This is a genomic window from Caballeronia catudaia, from assembly GCF_001544755.2.
GTDB classification, from domain to species: Bacteria; Pseudomonadota; Gammaproteobacteria; order Burkholderiales; family Burkholderiaceae; genus Caballeronia; species Caballeronia catudaia.
The window spans coordinates 31,486-49,428 of record NZ_FCOF02000022.1 but is presented as its reverse complement, the minus strand read 5'-3'; the positions used below and the strand labels follow the sequence as shown (position 1 = coordinate 49,428).

Annotated in this window: 14 protein-coding genes; all 14 read right to left on the bottom strand. The window is 60.4% G+C overall.

The features are described 5' to 3' along the window. Positions 1-108: 108 nt before the first annotated feature. The 14 genes from AWB75_RS22220 to AWB75_RS22155 all read right to left on the bottom strand — a co-directional run bounded on the left by AWB75_RS22220 (position 109) and on the right by AWB75_RS22155 (position 17,443). On the bottom strand, positions 109-717 hold the full coding sequence (locus AWB75_RS22220; protein WP_235012195.1) for a TetR/AcrR family transcriptional regulator: 609 nt from the start codon (positions 715-717) through the stop codon (positions 109-111). A 320-nt stretch (positions 718-1,037) separates the two neighbouring features. Further along, positions 1,038-2,381: an NAD(P)/FAD-dependent oxidoreductase gene (locus AWB75_RS22215; protein WP_061126207.1), complete on the bottom strand. Its 1,344-nt coding sequence runs from the start codon at positions 2,379-2,381 to the stop codon at positions 1,038-1,040. Between the two features lie 178 nt (positions 2,382-2,559). Then, positions 2,560-3,801: a thiolase family protein gene (locus tag AWB75_RS22210; protein WP_061126206.1), complete on the bottom strand. Its 1,242-nt coding sequence runs from the start codon at positions 3,799-3,801 to the stop codon at positions 2,560-2,562. A 25-nt stretch (positions 3,802-3,826) separates the two neighbouring features. Beyond that, positions 3,827-5,380 carry a class I adenylate-forming enzyme family protein gene (locus AWB75_RS22205; RefSeq protein WP_061126205.1) on the bottom strand — a complete coding sequence of 518 codons (1,554 nt, stop codon included), beginning with the start codon at positions 5,378-5,380 and terminating at the stop codon, positions 3,827-3,829. A gap of 47 nt (positions 5,381-5,427) precedes the next feature. Beyond that, positions 5,428-6,561, bottom strand: coding sequence for a saccharopine dehydrogenase family protein (locus AWB75_RS22200; protein WP_061126204.1), 1,134 nt, complete (start codon positions 6,559-6,561; stop codon positions 5,428-5,430). A 216-nt stretch (positions 6,562-6,777) separates the two neighbouring features. Beyond that, a complete protein-coding gene (locus AWB75_RS22195; RefSeq protein ID WP_061126203.1) occupies positions 6,778-7,464 on the bottom strand; it encodes a c-type cytochrome in 687 nt (228 codons plus the stop codon). Then, positions 7,465-8,964 carry a flavin monoamine oxidase family protein gene (locus tag AWB75_RS22190; protein WP_407642159.1) on the bottom strand — a complete coding sequence of 500 codons (1,500 nt, stop codon included), beginning with the start codon at positions 8,962-8,964 and terminating at the stop codon, positions 7,465-7,467. It lies immediately after the preceding gene. A gap of 67 nt (positions 8,965-9,031) precedes the next feature. After that, positions 9,032-9,997 (bottom strand): WD40/YVTN/BNR-like repeat-containing protein, encoded by a 966-nt coding sequence (locus AWB75_RS22185; RefSeq protein ID WP_061126202.1) that lies wholly within the window; start codon positions 9,995-9,997, stop codon positions 9,032-9,034. A gap of 13 nt (positions 9,998-10,010) precedes the next feature. Then, complete coding sequence (locus tag AWB75_RS22180; RefSeq protein WP_061126201.1) at positions 10,011-12,371, bottom strand: efflux RND transporter permease subunit; 2,361 nt, start codon at positions 12,369-12,371, stop codon at positions 10,011-10,013. 45 nt (positions 12,372-12,416) lie between these two features. Then, complete coding sequence (locus tag AWB75_RS22175; RefSeq protein WP_061126200.1) at positions 12,417-14,246, bottom strand: DUF1302 domain-containing protein; 1,830 nt, start codon at positions 14,244-14,246, stop codon at positions 12,417-12,419. A 76-nt stretch (positions 14,247-14,322) separates the two neighbouring features. Next, complete coding sequence (locus AWB75_RS22170; RefSeq protein ID WP_061126199.1) at positions 14,323-15,738, bottom strand: DUF1329 domain-containing protein; 1,416 nt, start codon at positions 15,736-15,738, stop codon at positions 14,323-14,325. A 27-nt stretch (positions 15,739-15,765) separates the two neighbouring features. Next, complete coding sequence (locus AWB75_RS22165; protein ID WP_029672592.1) at positions 15,766-16,179, bottom strand: RidA family protein; 414 nt, start codon at positions 16,177-16,179, stop codon at positions 15,766-15,768. Between the two features lie 20 nt (positions 16,180-16,199). Next, entirely contained in the window at positions 16,200-17,033 is an 834-nt protein-coding gene (locus AWB75_RS22160; protein ID WP_061126198.1) for a phytanoyl-CoA dioxygenase family protein, read from the bottom strand. Between the two features lie 218 nt (positions 17,034-17,251). Further along, positions 17,252-17,443 (bottom strand): hypothetical protein, encoded by a 192-nt coding sequence (locus AWB75_RS22155; RefSeq protein WP_061126197.1) that lies wholly within the window; start codon positions 17,441-17,443, stop codon positions 17,252-17,254. Positions 17,444-17,943: the final 500 nt, after the last annotated feature.

Genomic DNA, 17,943 nt, shown 5'->3' with positions numbered 1-17,943 from the left:
GCCTGGAAAAAAAAGACGGGTATTCCCTGTCCTTTTTATCCGGCCGCGACCAAATGTTTCTTCTATGGCCTGTTCACGCTGCCAGCCGGCCCTAAACAATCTCCGCGTCTATCGCTTTTCCCCAACCAAGGTATGCGCGATCTCGAACAACTTCGCCTCGAACTTTCGCATGTACGCCCGGCTACTGCGCACGGTGCCCAGATGGAAGGTCACGCCGTCGAGCATCGAAATGAGCAGCACTGCGATGTGCGCGCTCTCGGCGGCTCCACGTGCCGGATTTGCGGCATGAATGAGATCAGCAACTTGACTTGTCAAGGTGTCGTACCAGTCGTTGCGCATTTGCGCGCACTCGGGGTCAGTAGACGCAAACGAAAAGAAATGCCACCACAGCGAGATGTACTCTGAGTCCTTGGCGTCCTGCACCGACTGATGGAGAATGGCGTCGAGCGTCGCACGCGGCGAAGCATTGCTTTGGAGCGCCCGCTTCAACGCATCGAAATATGTGTCGATCGCGGGTAGCATGACCGCCCGCAGGACGGCAGAGCGTGTTGGGAAGTAATACTGGAGGTTGCTGACACTGATTCCCGCACGCAAAGCAACGGCGCGCAGCGAGAACGCCATGGGCCCACTCTCGAGCAAAAGCTTCCTTGCCGCATGGATGATGGCATTGCGCGTACGTAAGCCTTGGGCGCGCAGGCCATCAGCGGGATGTCCCATGGAACATGCTGCGCCCGATGCGCGCCGCTTACGGGGACTGGGCTCTTTTCGCACTGTCATCGCTTTCCCTCCCGAGTGAGGTAGACGCCCCCGCCGGGGCCGTAATGCAGTCACGATTGCGCCAAAGGTACACGTGGCTTCGAGTACATCGGGACGGACCTCCGTGCGCATAGTGCGTGCGCCGCAACGTCCGATCGCACTCATCCTGACCTCGGTTCGTTTTTCCGGTCATCGCGCCGCTCACCCTATGCGTTCAACAAGACAGATTCGAAACGTGGACGATACGTATCCACTGCAAGCGTCTCGTCACGCAACGCCGGTTACGACATTCGCGCCTGCGCAGCGCGCACCTTGCTGTTCACACGCTCGTCGAGCGCGTTCACCACACCCAGCGCCCCCGTCATGACGCACCATCGCAGGGGCTCAGGCAGCATCGATGGCGTCTTGTGATCCAGCGCCGAAAGCAGCGGATTGTCGGTGCCGCGAATCCGCCCTGCAATCATGCTTCCGACCATCGATTGCGAGGCCACGCCGTGGCCGGAGCATCCGGCACTGTAGAAGATGTTCTGATGCGACCCAATGGCCCCGACAACGGGCAACGCATCATTGGCCAGGCTGATGTAGCCGCTCCAGCATGCCCGCAGCGCGACGCCCTTGAGTGAGGGGAAGCGGTCATGCAGGGCCGTGCGCAGCTCGCGATATGACTCGTAGTCGGGCACGTTCGGTGTTTTGGAGCCGTACGGATAATGGATTCGCTTCGTCGTGACCACGAGCGCGTTATTCACGGTCAAGCGATGGCTTTCCATGGTCCAGTGTGCGGTCACGATCCCTTCGCGTCGTGGCCAGCCTAAGGCCTTGCGCTGAGGCTCGGAGAGCGGCTCAGTCTCGATCGCCGAGACCCGCAACGGTACGACTTTGTCTGCAAGCAGGCCGAGTTGCGGCGTATAGGCGTTGGTGGCCAGCATCATAGCCGGTGCGCTTGCACTTCCGCGCGGTGTTTGCACCTTGATGACAGGCCCTTCCGTGTAGGACAGCAGCGGCGTATTCTCGAAAATCCTCACGCCTGCCCGAAGCGCTGCGCGCCTGAGCCCCATCACATACTTGCCGGGGTGAAGCGTGCCGCCGCGCGACACGTAGTTGCCAAACAAAAACGCGGGCGGAATGCCACGTGCACGCATCTCAGCCTGATCGAGAAACTCCGACTGAAAGCCCAGCTCGGCGCCGGTTCGCATGCCCTCGCGCACCTTCTCTTCCTGTGCGGGATCGATTCCCGCACGGATGATGCCCGTCTGGTTGTAGTCGCAGTCAATCTCGTACTCTTTAAGTTTGCTTTCCACGAAGGGGACGGCGTCCTCGTAGTAGCGGACGATCTCCTTGCCTTTTTCTTTTCCTATGCTCTTGAGAAAAAGATCGCATTCGAGCGAGAGTGCACCGGCCAGATAGCCCGCGTTGCGTCCACTTGCACCAAAGCCGGCAAATTCGCGCTCAAGCACGACCACTTTCGCTCCATGCTTGACCAGTTCCAGCGCAGCTGAAAGCCCGGCAAAACCGGCGCCGACGATGACCACATCCGCATTTACGTCGCCTACGAGTTCCGGCTGGAAGTCGTCTGGTCTTTCCACCCAGCCGCCATGCGCGCGGTATTTCTCCATGTCAGCAGCCATTCTGGCTTCCTCCACCGGACTACCTGATTCATTGCTCGAGCATTGTGTAGCCGCCACTGCCGGCACCACTACGGCTGCCACCGCCGCACCCTTGAGGAACGTGCGGCGGTTCACTCCAGAACGAGAGCCGTCTTGCTGTTCTGCCTGTGTTTCCGTCGTCTCACTCATAAATGCTCCATCAAGTCTTGCTTAGAATGTGGACCGCGAGCGAGGCTTCCTCGACACCCTGAAAGCCGCCGCCGTTTTCCTGAATCGCGTGACGCGCGCCGGGTACCTGGCGAGAACCCGCTTCTCCACGCAGCTGAGTTACCAGTTCATAGAGCTGACCGACTCCCGTCGCACCCAACGGGTGCCCTTTCGATTCGAGGCCGCCAGACGTGTTGATGGGAATGCGGCCGCCGAGCGTGAACTCGCCGCGCTCGGCAGCGGGTCCGCCTTCGCCAAATGGCACCAGCCCGAGATTCTCGGCCTGGATGATTTCGCCCATCGCTGATGCGTCGTGCACCTCCGCAATATCCACGTCCTCTGGACCAATTCCCGCCTGGTCGTATGCGTAAAGCGCCGCGAGGCGGCCGATGTTCTTCTGTGGCTCATCGATGCGCCGATGCGAGAAGCTGCGGATCACGCTCGCCGCGATCCTGACACATCGGCGACGGTCGGCGCCAATGCGCCGCAAGCCCTCCTCGGTACATACGATCGCCGCCGCCGCGCCGTCCGAAACCGGCGCACACATGGGCAGCGTGATCGGATACGTGATCGGCGGTGCTGCGAGCACCTCGTCGATTGTGAATGGCTGGCGAAACTGCGAGTATGGGTTGTGCACCGAATGCAGGTGGTTTTTCGACGAAATTGCAGCAATCTGCCGTTGCGTGGTCCCGTAAGTCTTCATGTGATACCTGCACAGCGCGGCATAGACCGACATGAAGCGGCTATACGGCCGGTCGGACTCCGACCCAGGCGGCGGTTCGATGCCTTCGCCGAGCCTCATCAGATTGGCGAAGTTCTCGTCGACGCGCGACACGTCCCAGCCCGCCTCGAACAAGGCGAATGATTTCGCCTTGTCCGGGACGTTCATCTTCTCTGCGCCGAGCGCGAGAGCTACATCGCAGGCACCCGACCGAAGCGCCTGGGCCGCGAGATGCACCGCGGTGCTCCCCGATGCGCAGGCGTTTTCGACGTTATAGACGGGGATACCCTCAATTCCGATCTTGCTGAACACGATCTGCCCCGGAATCGACAGCTGGCCCTGCAGCGGCCCGTTGGTGATTCCGGCATAGAAAGCCGCGCCGATCGCTCCCGCATCGCAACCCGCATCCTTCAATGCGCCGCGTAGCGCTTCGCCCGCGAGATCGTCGATGCTGCGCTCGAAATGCCGGCCAAACACGGTCATCGCAATGCCGGCGATGTAAATGTCGCTCATGGTGTTTTCTCTCAACGTGGCTGACTCAGATCCGGCGGGCTTGTCCTTGCCAGTATTGCTCGCGGAGGTCTTTCTTCAGCACCTTGCCGGCGGTGCTGCGCGGCAGTGCCGCAATGAAGTCCACACTCTTCGGTGATTTCACCGAGCCGAGTTTCTCCTTGCATAACGCCACGAGTTCTTCAGCACTGACGCTCTGACCAGCGTAAAGCTCCACCACCGCCTTCACCGCCTCGCCCCACTTTTCGTCGGGCACCCCGATCACCGCGCAGTCCTGTACCGCCGGGTGCGCCCAGATCACCTGCTCGACTTCGCTCGGATAGACATTGAAGCCGCCGCTGATGATCATGTCCTTCTTGCGGTCGGTGATGTGCAGATATCCTTCGTCATCCATATGACCGACGTCGCCCGTGCGCAACCAGCCGTTCACGATCGTTTCGGCGGTCTTGTCGGGCGCCTTGAAGTAGCCCTTCATCACGAGGTCGCCACGAACGCAGATTTCGCCGGTTTCGCCCCGGGGCAGGGTCTCGCCACGATCGCTCATGATTTCGACACGAATCAGCGGATTGGGTCTGCCCACCGACGAAAGCCGGCTTTCCGGAGCAAGCGCACCATCCACGAAGTGCTCGGCCGGCGTGAGATAGGAGATCGACGCCGGGGCTTCAGTCTGGCCGTATCCGCCCGCCATCACCGGACCGAACACCTCGATCGCGCGTTTGAGCTTTTCCACCGACATGGGTGCCGCTCCATACAAAAAGCATCTGAGCGAGGAGAAGTCCTGGTTCTCGATACCGGGAATATCGAGCAGTCGGTAGATCACCGTCGGCGGCAGGAAGAACTCCGTCACCCGATGGTTCGCGATCGCCGCGAGCAGCAGCGCCGGCTCCGGCTTGGGCAGCACGACCACCGTGCCGCCGCGGGCGGTACACGGCAGCGAGAGCATTCCGGCGGTATGGGTCATAGGCGCCGCCGCAAGATTCACCGGACGCTCCACGCCGTACGGAAACGCCATCATGAACTGCGCGAAGTAGGTCTGAAACGCGCGATGCGTGTTCATCACGCCCTTCGGCAAACCCGTCGTCCCGCCCGTGGCAGAAAGCGTCACGATGTCGTCCATGTCGTAATCGACGCTCGGCTCGGTCGCAGGTTGCGCCGCGCTCCATTTCTCGAGCGACGGCGCCCACGGCAGATCAGCATCGATACAGATCCAGAGCCTCACTTTGGGCAGGCTGGGACGCAGCGCCTCGATCGTCGGTGCGAATGCCTGGTGAAAAAACAGCGCTTCGCAATCGAAGGCCTCGAGGAGGTACTGGTTCTCCTGCGGCGCGTTGCGCCCGTTGACCGGGATCCACACCACGCCTGCGCGCCACAGCCCGAGCGTGCAGGTCCATGCCGTGACGTCGTTATCGGCCCAGACCGCCGCCTTCGCTTCCTTTTCGAAGCCTGCCGCGAGCAGTCCGTTGGCGATACGGCACGACAGCGCGTGAACTTCACTGAACGAATAGCTTCGCTCGTCCTGAATGTAAGCGATGCCGTTGGGATTAATACGCCAACCGCGATCGAAAAAGTCAATGATTGCCATGTCCGATATTTCCCTGAATCTGTTCGGAGATTCCGTGCTCGCGCCCGTTACAGCTGCGCGACGGTCGCGCGCGCGAGTCCGCGCTGCTCGAGGAACCCGAGCAGATAGCGATGGCCGAATGCCTTCGAGCCGGATGCGAAGCCAACCTTCGCGGTGTCGCCGTCGAGAAGCTTCGCGATGCCGGAAGCATGGATGGCTCCCGTAGCGATATACGGCGTGATGCCGTGCACGGTCGCCCGAACCGCCGCAAGCTGACCGCGGCCGATCGCGAAGTCGACCGTGCGATGAAGCGACGTGCGCTCGCGCGGCGGCATCGACGGTGTCACGGAATCGACAAGCTGCTTGAGCACCGCATCCTGCTGCTCGCGCGGCAGGTGCGCGTATTCCGCATCCCACTTCTGACTGAGACCATGCACCATCTGCATCGCGTTGTTGTCGTAGAAGCCCACGCACGAGATACAGCTACGCACACGGGGATCCTGCTCGAAATACACCGGCAGCGACGTGCCGCCCCACGGCAACGCGAACACCGGCTGCAGAAAATCGGGGGAGGCAACATTGAACGAAGCGTGCTTGTCGTGCGGCACCAGCTTCTTTTCCCACAGATAGCACGACTCCTGGCGATAGCCTCCGAAGATGGTCGCCGTGGAGCCCACGCTCACACCGGCGCCGGCGCCGCGCGGGCCGCGCGTTAAGGTCGCCGTCTCCAGCGCATCGACACCCGGCGTCTCGAGCGCCAGCTCCGCCGCGATTTCCGCGAAGGTGTACATGTACGCGTTCGACGGCGACAACAGCAGCCCGGCCTGACGGTAGAGCTCGCCAAACTGCTCGCGCGCCTGGCGGATGAAATGTTGCTCGCCGGTGGTGTCCAGGTAGTGACAACCGGCCTTGAGTGCCGCCTCCACCGTAGCCAGGCCGAAGTCGAAGAACGGCCCGACGGTGGTGCACACGACCTTCGCGCCGCGAAAAGCATTCACGAGCGAATCGACGGTGTGTTCGACCTCGATGATTTCGTAGTTCGCAGATTCGAGGCGCACGACCCGCTGCGCCATCATTTCCTGCGTGCGCTTTGCGTTGCGCGCCACGGCGGTAAAGGGAATGTCCTGGTCGATCAGCCAGTCCATGATCAACATGCCGGTATAACCACTTGCGCCATATACAACCACGGGATGCTTTGCCATGCTCGTCTCCTAAAAGATGATTGGGTCCAACGGTGCGTCTTTCAAACGCGGCGGATGCCGGCGGCGGTGACGAACTCCGCTATCAGGTAATGCAGCAATGATGCATGTTCATTTTATAGAACATTGTGACCAACATAGGCATCATGTACAAACATTATGAGTTAAAAAAAGACAGGTATTTCCCGTCCCTCAAACCTCTCTTCGGTACGCGGGCCGCTATTTTGTGCCCGTGCCTGCGGTGCTGCCGACCAGCGTCAGACTGGCAAGATAGTTGGCCACCGCCTTTACGTCTTCGTCCGACAGCGTGGCCGCCAGCCCATTCATTGCGCCGCTCGGGTCGTGACGCTCGCCTGTTTTGAATGCCGCAAGCTGTCTCGCGAGATAGGTTTCGCCCTGTCCCGCCAGACGCGGAACCTGGTTTTTACCCATGAACGCCGCTCCGTGGCACGCTTGGCAACTTTTTTCCGCCACGAGTGCCATGCCGCGCTTTTCTAGCCCCGCCTGTTTGCGCGCCGGTGCGCTTTGGACCGGCGTCTGCCTCGCAAAGAAGGCACCCAAGGATGCGATCTGCTCGTCGGTAAGGTCCCTCGAAATCGGCCCCATATAAGCATTGGGCCGTTGCCCGTCGGCGAACGCGCGCAATTGGGCGATGAGATAGTCCTGTGGCTGTCCCGCCAGCGACGGGTACCAGGCGTTGACGGACTGTCCCTGCGCACCGTGGCAGAAATAGCACGTCTCCTGTGGTTGCGGCCAGGAGCCACCGTTGGCCACTTGCAACCTGTCGATCTCGCTCATCGCTTTTTCAAAATGCAGACCGTCCAGGTACTCGCGCCCGTAAAGCACTCCGACGCCCAGCACAGCGGCCAGCCCGACGACTCCGCTTACGATCCATGCCCGTTTCATTCAGGCCACCCCGGCGCGTCGAGTGAAAGCGGCCAGCGCCTGCAAGGCAGCGCGGTGGCCCGAACGCACGGCACCGTCCATCGCACCCGCCCAGAGGTCGGCAGTTTCGGTCCCCGACCAGATCAGGCGCCCCACTTCGGGGTGCAGATATTTGCCCCACTTCGTCCAGAAGCCCGGTGGCATGGGATTGATGCAATGCAGGGTCCACGGATCGACCCGGCCCCAGTCGTAGTCATGGAACTGTGTCGGATGCAGCGCGCGCGCTCCGAATGCCTTGGCATATGTCGCCGACAGCGTCTGCTCGGCCATTTCGGGGTTTTCAGGCAGCATCCCCGGCGCGACGAATGCGGCGATCACGCCGAGCGATGCGTCGGGAGGCGAGTTGTCGTACGTCATGAAAACGGGGCCGCCGACCTGGAAGATCGTTCCGCAGTAGCCGGCGTCGCGCCAGAACGGCTTGTCGTAGACGTGGACAGTTTTGCGCATAGGGGCGTTTGTGGGCCAATGCTCCTGGAGTTGAGCCCGCCCGCTGGGCAACGGCGGATCGAACACGACCTGATTGCACAGCGCCGGATTCATCGCAACGATGACGCGACTCGCCTTAATCGAGCCTTGATCGGTGAGCAGCTCGACGACTTCGCGATCCCAGCCAGTGATCTTGCGCACCGGCGAGGAAAGCCTGACCTTGTCGCCGAGCTGCTCAGCCATCTTGATGCTCAGACGCTGTGAGCCGCCGACGATGCGCGTTTCCTGCGCCCCGCCCTTGAATGCTTCGAGTTGCGTATAGTTGCAGCTAGCGCTGTTGATCATCGACAAGTAGTGCAGCAGACCCAGCTGCGCCGGCGCACCGCCCGTCGTCAGCTTCGCGGCTAGCGCGAGAAAGTAGCCGTCCTCGTATTTCACGCCCTGCTGCGAAAGCCACTCGCCGTAAGAGAGCCTATCCAATTCCGCCAGATTGGGTGCCTTCCATGGCGCGCGGGATGGCACGCCCCGCGACAGTTCGGCAAGCCGGTTGCCGATCGTGTCGTCACCCCCGGTGCCGCCATGAAAATCTTGGGCCACAATAGTGTCCTGCGCCATCACGACGGTCCTGCCTGCGTACCAGCTCGGAAATGTGTCGATCTCGAGCTGACGCGCCAGATCGAAGATCGCGGTCTGACCGGGACCGATCCACTGCCCTCCGGCTTCGGAAACGACGCCGTGGCCGAGGTCATGGTTATAGGTTCGTCCACCGACGCGATCGCGTGCCTCAAGCACGGCAAACGAATCGCATCCAGCCAGCTGGAGGTCACGGCCCGCGGTCAATCCTGCGAGACCCGCGCCGATGATCGCGACGTCCAATACCTCACGGTCTCTCGCGGGCTTCGTAACCGCACTTTGCGCGAGTGACACTCCATCGGCAGCCAGCGTCGCAGCACCTGCTGCGGCAAGGTGGAGGAACCGGCGCCGGCTCCGCGCGGGCGGCCTGCGAATCATTTTCGGTTCCGTCTCGACTTCCATCGCGCCACTCCTGTTTCAATTATATGCAGTACTGCGATATACACATGCGGCAGGAAATGCAGCATGCTCAAGGCCCCACCAGCACACCGTCCTGCGAAAACAGCAACGGCTTGCCGGTGCGATCGATCACCGCGGCCGTGAGGGACGCACGATCCGCGCGCTGTTGAACCTCGAACGAAGTACTGCCCTCGCGTTGCCGGAAAACAAGGCCATCGAGCCCGACGCCCATCAGTCCATTCCCGGTCGTCAAAAGATCGGTGATCGAACTCTTCGTGCCCGCGTTCAGCGCCGTCCATGTCGCCCCATCGTCGCTGCTCTGGTACAGGCCGCCCAGCAAACCGCCTACGATGATCCGGCCGTCGGGCAGCGCCACGCCCGTCCACAGCGTCCCTTTGCCGCCCGTCGCCTGATAATTCCAGTTCGCCCCGCCATCCGTGGACTTCAGCACCATTCCCTGCTCAGAGTCGATGTAAAGCACACCGTGACGATCAGAAAAGACGTGGTAAAGGTTGCGGTCGGCACGACCACTACCCGGTGGTTTCGGCACACTCACTTTCGTCCACGACTTGCCACCATCATGGGTGACGAGCATGAGTGACCATAGGCCCACCGCGATTCCGTCCCGAGCAGTAGTAAAGAGCACGGAGAACAACGGCTGGTCAACTGAGAGGTCTATCCGCTGCTTTTGCCATGTCTCGCCGCCGTCGCTCGTCGCGAGAATCACGCCCCACTGTCCGACCGTCCAGCCGTGCTGCGCGTCGGCAAAAGTGACCGCGGAAAGGGTTGCAGAAACCGGAACATGGTTAGACTGACGCCACGTTTTCCCCTCGTCATCTGACATCACGACTACGCCGTGCTCCCCTACGGCAACGATGCGCGATCCGGCGCGCGCCGCGTCCATCAACATCATGTGCCTCGGCGCTGTCCAGGCATGCGCGGGTTTGGCCGCCCAGTCCGCGACCGCTCCCTGTGCTTGAGCGAAGGCCGCGACGCTCGCACACAAGGCCGCGCCGGCAACAAACATCTTGATCATGATTGGTCTCCAGTCAGTGGCTGAAAAGCCCCGGCGCGCGCGCCGGCTTGCGGCGCGGAAACCAGCGCTCCAGGACCGACGCCAACGCCGGCAGCGCGGTCATCGCCATCAGCAGGTTCACAAGGAACATGAACGCCAGCAGCTTGCCCATGTCCGCCTGAAATTTCAGTGCTGAGAAGCTCCACGTCGCCACACCGATGGCCAATGTGATCGCCGTGAAGATCGTCGCTACGCCGACCTCGAGCATCGCGTGCTGCACCGCCTTCACAATGTTCTGGCCACCCGCTAGATGCACCTGCAAGCGGTTGTAGATATAGAACGCATAGTCCACGCCAATACCCACGGCCAGTACCATGACCGGAAGCGTCGCCACCGTCAGCCCGATTTGCAACTCCTTCATGAACCAATAACCAATGAAAGTTGCGACCGTGAGCGGCAAACAGCACGCGAGCATTGCACGCCAGTCACGGTAGGCGAGGAACACCAAAATCAGGATGGCAGCGTAGACATAGAGCATCATCGGCAACTCGCTCTTCTCCACCTCTTCGTTGATGGCCGCTAGCACGCCCGCGTTTCCCGCCGCAAGCCGTACATTGATACCCGGAAATACGTGCGATGCGCGGTATTGCTTCACGTCGTCGAGAATTCGGCTAATCGTCGTGGCCTTGTGATCGGTGAGAAAAAGATGGACCGCTGTCATGCCACAATTGGCCTTCATGAAGCCCTTCACTCGGCCGGCATCCACCGAAACCGCGCCGTAGTTTTCGGGGTCGATCGGCACAACGTTCATCTTCGGATAGTCTTCGTTATAGCCCTGGTTGTAGCGGCGCAGCATCCCGGCGTATGACTGCACTGACACCACGCCGGGCTCGTCACGCAGCGTGCTCGTCAGATCGTCTTCGTAGAGTCCGACAACAGGGTTGTCGCATGCCTTGCCTCCCGACTCGATTGCGAGCGTGAGCCAGTCGAGACCAATGTCGTAGTTCGCCGCGATCGACGTCGCATCTTGGTTGAAGCGCGCATCCGCACGCAGTTCGGGCGCACCCGGCTGAAGCGTACCGATCACGCGGTCGCGGCTTTGCCAGGCAGCGAGAGCGAAAACCACGAGCGTCAGCGCCACGGTCACGCCTGCATAGCGCGGCTGGGCGATGCGCGCGAGTCCACGCAACCATGACGAGCGCCGCTCGCTGCGTTTGAGTGCGCTGTCCGCATAGCTCTTTGTGAAGTGAAAGCACGAAGCGGCGACGGGCAGCAACACGAGGTTCGTCACGATTTTGTAGCCGACGCCGAGCGACGCAGTAATAGCCAGCTCGCGCACCATGGGAATCGGAATCAACAGCAGCGTGATGAAAGACACGAATGCGGTGACGAGGGCCAGCACACCCGGAATCAGCAAACCGCTGAAGCTATGGCGCGCCGCATCAAACGAATTGTTGCCATGCGCGATCTCACGCACGATGAAGTTGACCTGCTGCACGCCGTGCGACACGCCAATCGCGAAAACCAGGAAAGGCACCAGCACGGCGAGCGGATCGAGGCCGAATCCCAGCAGCTTAAGCGTGCCGAACTGCCAGACCAGTGACGTGAGGGAACAGGCGATCAGCAGCACCGTGAAGCGAATCGAATGGCAGTACCAGTAGACCGCGAGCGCAGTCAACAGTAGTGCGATGCCGCAGAAACCGAGCACGGCCGTGGCGCCATCGGCGATATCGCCAATTTGTTTCGCGAATCCGATGATCTGGATCTCATAGCCTGCGTCCTCGAACGGCTTGCGGATCTGCGCCTCGAGCAGGTGATTGAACTTGACATAGTCGAGCACCTTGCCGTTACGGTCGCGCTCGTTAAGCTCGGCCGTGATCATGGCGCTGTCTTCGTTATGCGAAACAAGCGTTCCGACGTAGCCGCCCTGGGTGGTCGCATGCCGAATCGCGGTGACAAGCTCGGGCGTCAGTTGCTCAGGCGTGACGGTGCCTGAGATGATCGGCTCGGCGCGAAAACCTTCATCAGTGATCTCGTTCACGTATGCGTTCGGCGTCCAGAGCGACTGCACGCCGATCCGATCCACGTTCGGTAGATACGTCACCGCCTGAGTCACTCTATACAGACGGGTGAGCCCCTCCTTCGTCCAGATGGAGCCGTGGCGAGCTCGTACGACGAAGGTTATCCGGTTCGCACCGAGCAGGTCGGAGCGATATTTCTGGAACGTCCGGATGTACTCGTGACCGATCGGCATCTGCTTCTCGAACCCCGCGTCCATGCGCAGTTGCACGGCGAACACGGCCATGGCGACCGTAAACACCCCGACCGTCACAAGCACCGCTGCTCGGTGTCCGAAGCACACTCTTTCCAACGTTTTAACCAGGCGATTTAGCACAGCTTTGATCCCTAAGTTGAATCAACGACCCACGGCATCGAGCCATCAGAAGTTCCGTGTCACGAACATCCCTACAAAGTTGCGGTCTGCATACGGCTGACCCCCGGTGTTGTGTCCGCCCCAGAACAACGTGTAGTTGATGCCCGCCTGCCACGTGGCCGGGTTTTGGTTGAAAAGCACATAAAGGTTCAGCGACTTCGCGCCCTGCAGGTAGTTCGCGCTGAGCGTCGGCGTATAGCCGTAGAGTCCGGTGGCGAACGTGACGCCTGGCGTCACCTGCCAGCCGCGGATCAGCGTGCCGTCGTAGGTCCAGTTGAAATCGATGGTCGCGCCTACTGAGCTCGATGTGCCCTGCGCCATCCCGATCGGATAGCCAAAATTCGAGGTGTTGTTCAGCCAGGGAAAATAGCCCGCCTGCGGCACCTGCGTAACCACTTGTCCGTCGACCGTACGGGTGACGCCCTGCGAGCTAAGACCCGGGTAGTAGACCCAGGTCAGCTCTGCAGTCAACGTCGCGGAATCCGCACCGATCAACTTGAGAAACGGATACTCGCTGCGCGTCAGGGCCAGGATGCCGTTGATGTCGAACTGGAACCGCTTCATGTCGGCCCACTGCTGACAATTGACGCCCGCCACGCCGTTCGTGTTCAGGTCGGGCGGGCCGCCCGCGCCATAGCAGCTCGACAGCGCCACGGCATCATGTGGCCGATATGACAGCTCGGTGCCAATAGCCCAGTCGCCCAGCCCGAAATTCGCGCTCAAGCCGAAGAGCTGGCGGTTCTGAAGATACGACCACTGCTCGGTCCCATTGGCCAACGATGAAAGCACCGGCGACTTGTCCGTGTAGTTGACGTAGTAAAACGCGAAGTTCGCACCGAAGGAGCGCGGTGAAAAGTTAAGCTTGAAACCGAACTGTGGTTTGTACTTCGATGGCGACTGCCATGAAACGGGGAGCCCGATATCGTTGAAAGGGGGGCCAGCATACGTGCCGTTCACGAGGCCCGTGTTGATTCCGTCGAGGACATTCTGGTTGCCACTGTTCGGTCCGGCGATCGTGCCCGCACTTGGACCGGCTACATTCAAGTTGTTCGTGCTGATGGTGAGCGGCTGCGTGCCACGCCCGAGGCTGTTCGTTGTCGACCAGTACGATCCGACTGGCGGATAGCGGTTTCCGTTCCACTGAAACTGGTAGTATTCCTCGGTGCTGAAACCATGCGAAAGATCGGCGGCGAAGCTCACCATCGGTGCAGGAAGGAGCGCCTGCTTGAGCTGCGAACCCGGCACGAGCAGCTTCTGGATGTCGAGCGAATTCGTCGCGTTGATCCCGCCCATTGCGTACATGCTCTCGCCCCAGTTAATCACCTGGTTGCCGAGTCGCACGTGCGCAGAATTCCCGGCAATCGTGAAATCCTTTTGGGCCCATAGATCAAGCAGTTGCGCATCGTAGACGACCTGCGCCGACGCGGTGCTCGACAATGGCGTTCTTGCCGTATCTTTCGCAAGGAAGTCGTACATGCCGGTGCCGCGGATCATGAACTTAAGCCCTTCGCTTGGCATCTTCAACAAGAGCTCGCTCGTCGCGCTGGCGTAGGCGCTGTATGCCTGCCCTTTGCGATAATTCAGGTCGCCGTTATCGCCGAAACCCCATTGATTTGTGTTCGCCGCCGCCCCGCAACCTGCGGAATTAGGGTCGCCAGTCAGCGAGCAACTTGGGTTCTTGGTCCGGATCCCCGCTCCCGCCGTCAGATTGGTCACCCAAGAGCCGGTGAGATCGTTTATCCCGGTCGTGAAATCGTAACCGTACGCACTTGATGCTGCCGTGCCGAATATGGCCAGCGATATCGCAACATACCTGCCGATTATCTTCGTTGTCATGGTCTGCCCCACCGTCCTCCTCCCTGCCGGCGCACGCGTGTGACGTGCGCCGGGCCCTTTGTGCCGACGTCGGGTTTCAGCGCTCGCTCGCCGAGCGCAACGATTCCGCTGTATAGAAGTCAGCCTTGAATCGCGGATTGTCGACGTGCTCATACCAGTGAATGTCCTTTCCCTGCCCGATGGACGAAGCATCCAGCACGTAGCGACCGTTGATCAGGTCGTATTGCACGAAGGGCTCGTTGTCGCAGGCCCCGCCCAACTCCCACACTGGGATGGGGTAGCTTTCGCGTACCTTCCAGAGCTTGCCCTGCGCGTCGTAGTCTTCGCCGACCAGCGCGAGCCAGCTGTCTTCATCCAGATAGAAGACTTTCTTCGATGCGACGTGGCGTGCCGTAGGCTTGAGCGTGGCCTCGACGACCCAGACACGGTGGACCTCATAGCGACGGTGATCAGCTGCGATCCCTTCGGGAGTCGCAACGTCGTGCAGCTTCGTCTTGAAGCTGTACATACCGAAGTTGTTGTACGGGACGATCATTTCGCGCTTGCCCACCAGCTTCCAGTTGAAACGGTCGATAGACCCGTTGAACATGTTCGATTCATCGATTAGGTACTGGTTTTCGAAGCCGATCAACGGCGCATCGTGCGTATAAGCGGGCATGCGTCTCACACGGCGCTGACCCGGAAAATAGTAGTACGTCTCGGAATCCTTATCGAAGAACTGGCGCTGTACGAAGGCCTGTCCAGCTAGTGCCGCGGGTGAGTTGACGGAGAAATAGGCACCCAGATTGAACTGATCGACGTCCTGCGGAGACGTCTTGCCTTCCTTGCCCGCTGGAAAATAAAAGGTTTGGGGACCCACTGCGTCGATCCAGTCACTGCTGCCGGGACGCGGCGAAATCGCCGTGACAACCGGGGACCACTCGACCCCCTCGCCGCGGTACCGTGTCTCATAGTTGAGGATCGCTTCGGCGCCACTCTTTGGCTGCGGAAATGCCACTCCGGGGAGGGTCGCCGCTTGTACTGTCTCGCCATTCGAAGCCAGTTTCGCGGTGGTGAGATTGGCCGTGGAATTTTGCTCGGCGAATTCCGGCAACTGACATTCGCGGTGGGACGGATAGACGTCCATCCGATAACCCTTCTGCTGTTTGATCAACTGGATCTCGCCCGGGGAGAGCTTGTCCGCGTACTTGTCGACGTTTGCCGCGTCGATCGAATAGAGCGGCTTCTCGTCCCGATGTTTCCAGAAGTCGCCGCGCATCTTGCCCCACTCCCAACCTGCCGGCGTGGCTTGCCTCCCGGCAAACGCCGGCACCAACCCGTCCTTGCTGGCCGCGCGTTCGGCGCCTACCGGCGTAAGTTCCTCAGCAACGGCCGCTCCGCCCGCAAGCAAGAGCGCCGCGGCGATGGCCGACAACGTTCCAATAGTGTGCTTTCTCACCGCGATTCTCCTTCTGATCTCACTATGATTGGTAGTACATATCGTAAAAAACATCAGAGCTGGCGCTGCAGAGCAAAGCACTCAACTCTCGCCGCAGCTTGCCACTGCTACCGCTCTGATCTCGATGCACAACTCCGGTAGCGCCAGTTGGGTCACGCCAACGGCCGTCCACGAGGGATAGCGTGTCGGGAAGTACGCGTCCTTGACCGTCGAAAAGGCCTCCATTTCCCCTCGCAGGTCCGTGTGAAAGGTGGTCAACTCCACGACGTCGGCCAGACTCGCCCCCGCCGTTTCAAGCACGACCTTCAGGGACTCGAAGGCGATGCGTGCCTGCGCCTGCATGCCCTCGCCGGCTTGCATATCCGGGCCGATGCCGACCTGACCAGAAACCCAGATGGTGTCGCCGACTCGGGTTGCGGGTGAAAAATGAAAAGTGTCGTAGAACGCCTGAAACGGCGGCGGGATAATCGATTGCCGCGAAGTGGACTTTGTCATGATGGTGATGGTCGGTTTGGTCAGACGAGTTGACGGAAACAGGGTGCGCGAAACGGATCGCCGTCTTTCAACGCGGCAAGTTCTTCGAGGAATAGAACTCCGGCCGACGTGAACCCCGACACGCTCGGTTGCGGCAGCGGACTGAAAACCGCGTCGTCGCCGAAGAAGCGCAGCACAAGTGTGTGGCGAGTCGGAAATGCCGCGTCCACCGCTCCGCCGCCATGGAGCACGCCCGGATGCAGGAGCAGAACATCGCCGGGCTCCGTCTCCCACGAAATGATGTCGTACGCAGCCGGGTTGCTGCGGCGCTCCGCTTCGATATTTGGCAGGCGCGGCCAGACATCCCCGCCATGCAAAGGGTCAGTGGGATCGTCCGCATTCTGAAAAGTGGTGCCGTCATGACGCGTGCCGCGATGCGAGCCCTTCACGATCTCGAGCGCATTCTGCCGGGGAACAGCCTCGAAGCTGATCCAGGCATTGCCAAAGTGCTTGCCCTCCCATGGCAGGTAGGAAGTGTCCTGATGCCAAGGCGAGCGTCCGCTCGTGCCACCAGCCTTGAGAAACAACTCTTCGGCGAAATACCACACGTGCTTCGATCCCCAGAGATCGGCGAACAGTTCGCCAAGCGGTAGCCTGCCGACCAAATCATCCAGGCGCGCCTTCGCGTAGGGATTGGCGTTGTCGTTGTGCGATTTCTGCGCGGTGCCATCGAACAGTGTCGTGGCCATTGGTCCCGGATTCTCGATACCCCAATCGAAGACGTGCCGGCAGAGGGCCAGTTGCTCTCTGTCGAGGAGGCCTTTTATCAGGATCGCGCCATCTTCGGCGAAAGCCCTATGCCCGAATTCATCCATCAATGTTCTCCCGGCTCTTCAGTCGACGGTCCAAGCGCGAGCGTGCGCCGGACGATGTCTGTACTAGAAAACTGTGGTAATGATAGGTCATCATGACAAAGAAAAATTGGAATAAAAAGACAGGGTATTCCCTGTCGTGCATCTGATTTGCTCTCGAAAATGTCGAGAATTGGGCCGTACGACGACGACCACGACGGACCCGCGTTTAACGCTGACCGTCAATAATCACGATGAAGCGGACGATCAGCGCGGTCGTCGGAAGTTTCGCTCGAGATCGACTGGAGCAAGTTGTCGGCAAAGCGCTGAAGGGCCTGGAAAGACCCGTACACGCTCTTGTACTCCACGCGGCCGATCCGGCCATCGAGCACGACCAGCATGCCCGAATCATTCGCAAGCCTTTCGATATCCATCACGTTTCCCCTTCGAAACGAAGAAAAACCCGCAGTCCCTAGTCTGCCGACAGCGAAACACTCAACGTAGGTCGATGGGGACCCGGAGGGAACACTCGCCACGATCCATCACCGTGCTGGAAGAAAAGAATCGCGAGAGGGCCTGACGACAGAAATGACTCCGCGCGCACGCACCGAATGGGCCTGCGTGAAGCGCACGAAAGCCGGGTCAACCGGATCGGTGAGGCTGTGGTCGGGGCCAGCCACTTCTCGATCATGTCGCGCAAGGAAACCACGTCGTTGCTCATTGCCTGCTCCTTCTCGTCAGCCCCCAAACAACTGCCGAATAAATGTTAATACGGTTTAACGACCTATGATTTACGTATTTGTGACCTAAGAGTAGCTGTTGATTGACCTACAATCAAGTCTGGCGATGGCGAGGGAAAACACTGATTCGGAGTGGGTTCATCTCTCGGGAGCCGCATCGGCAGGCAGAACCTAAGTGTCATTTGAAACGAAGC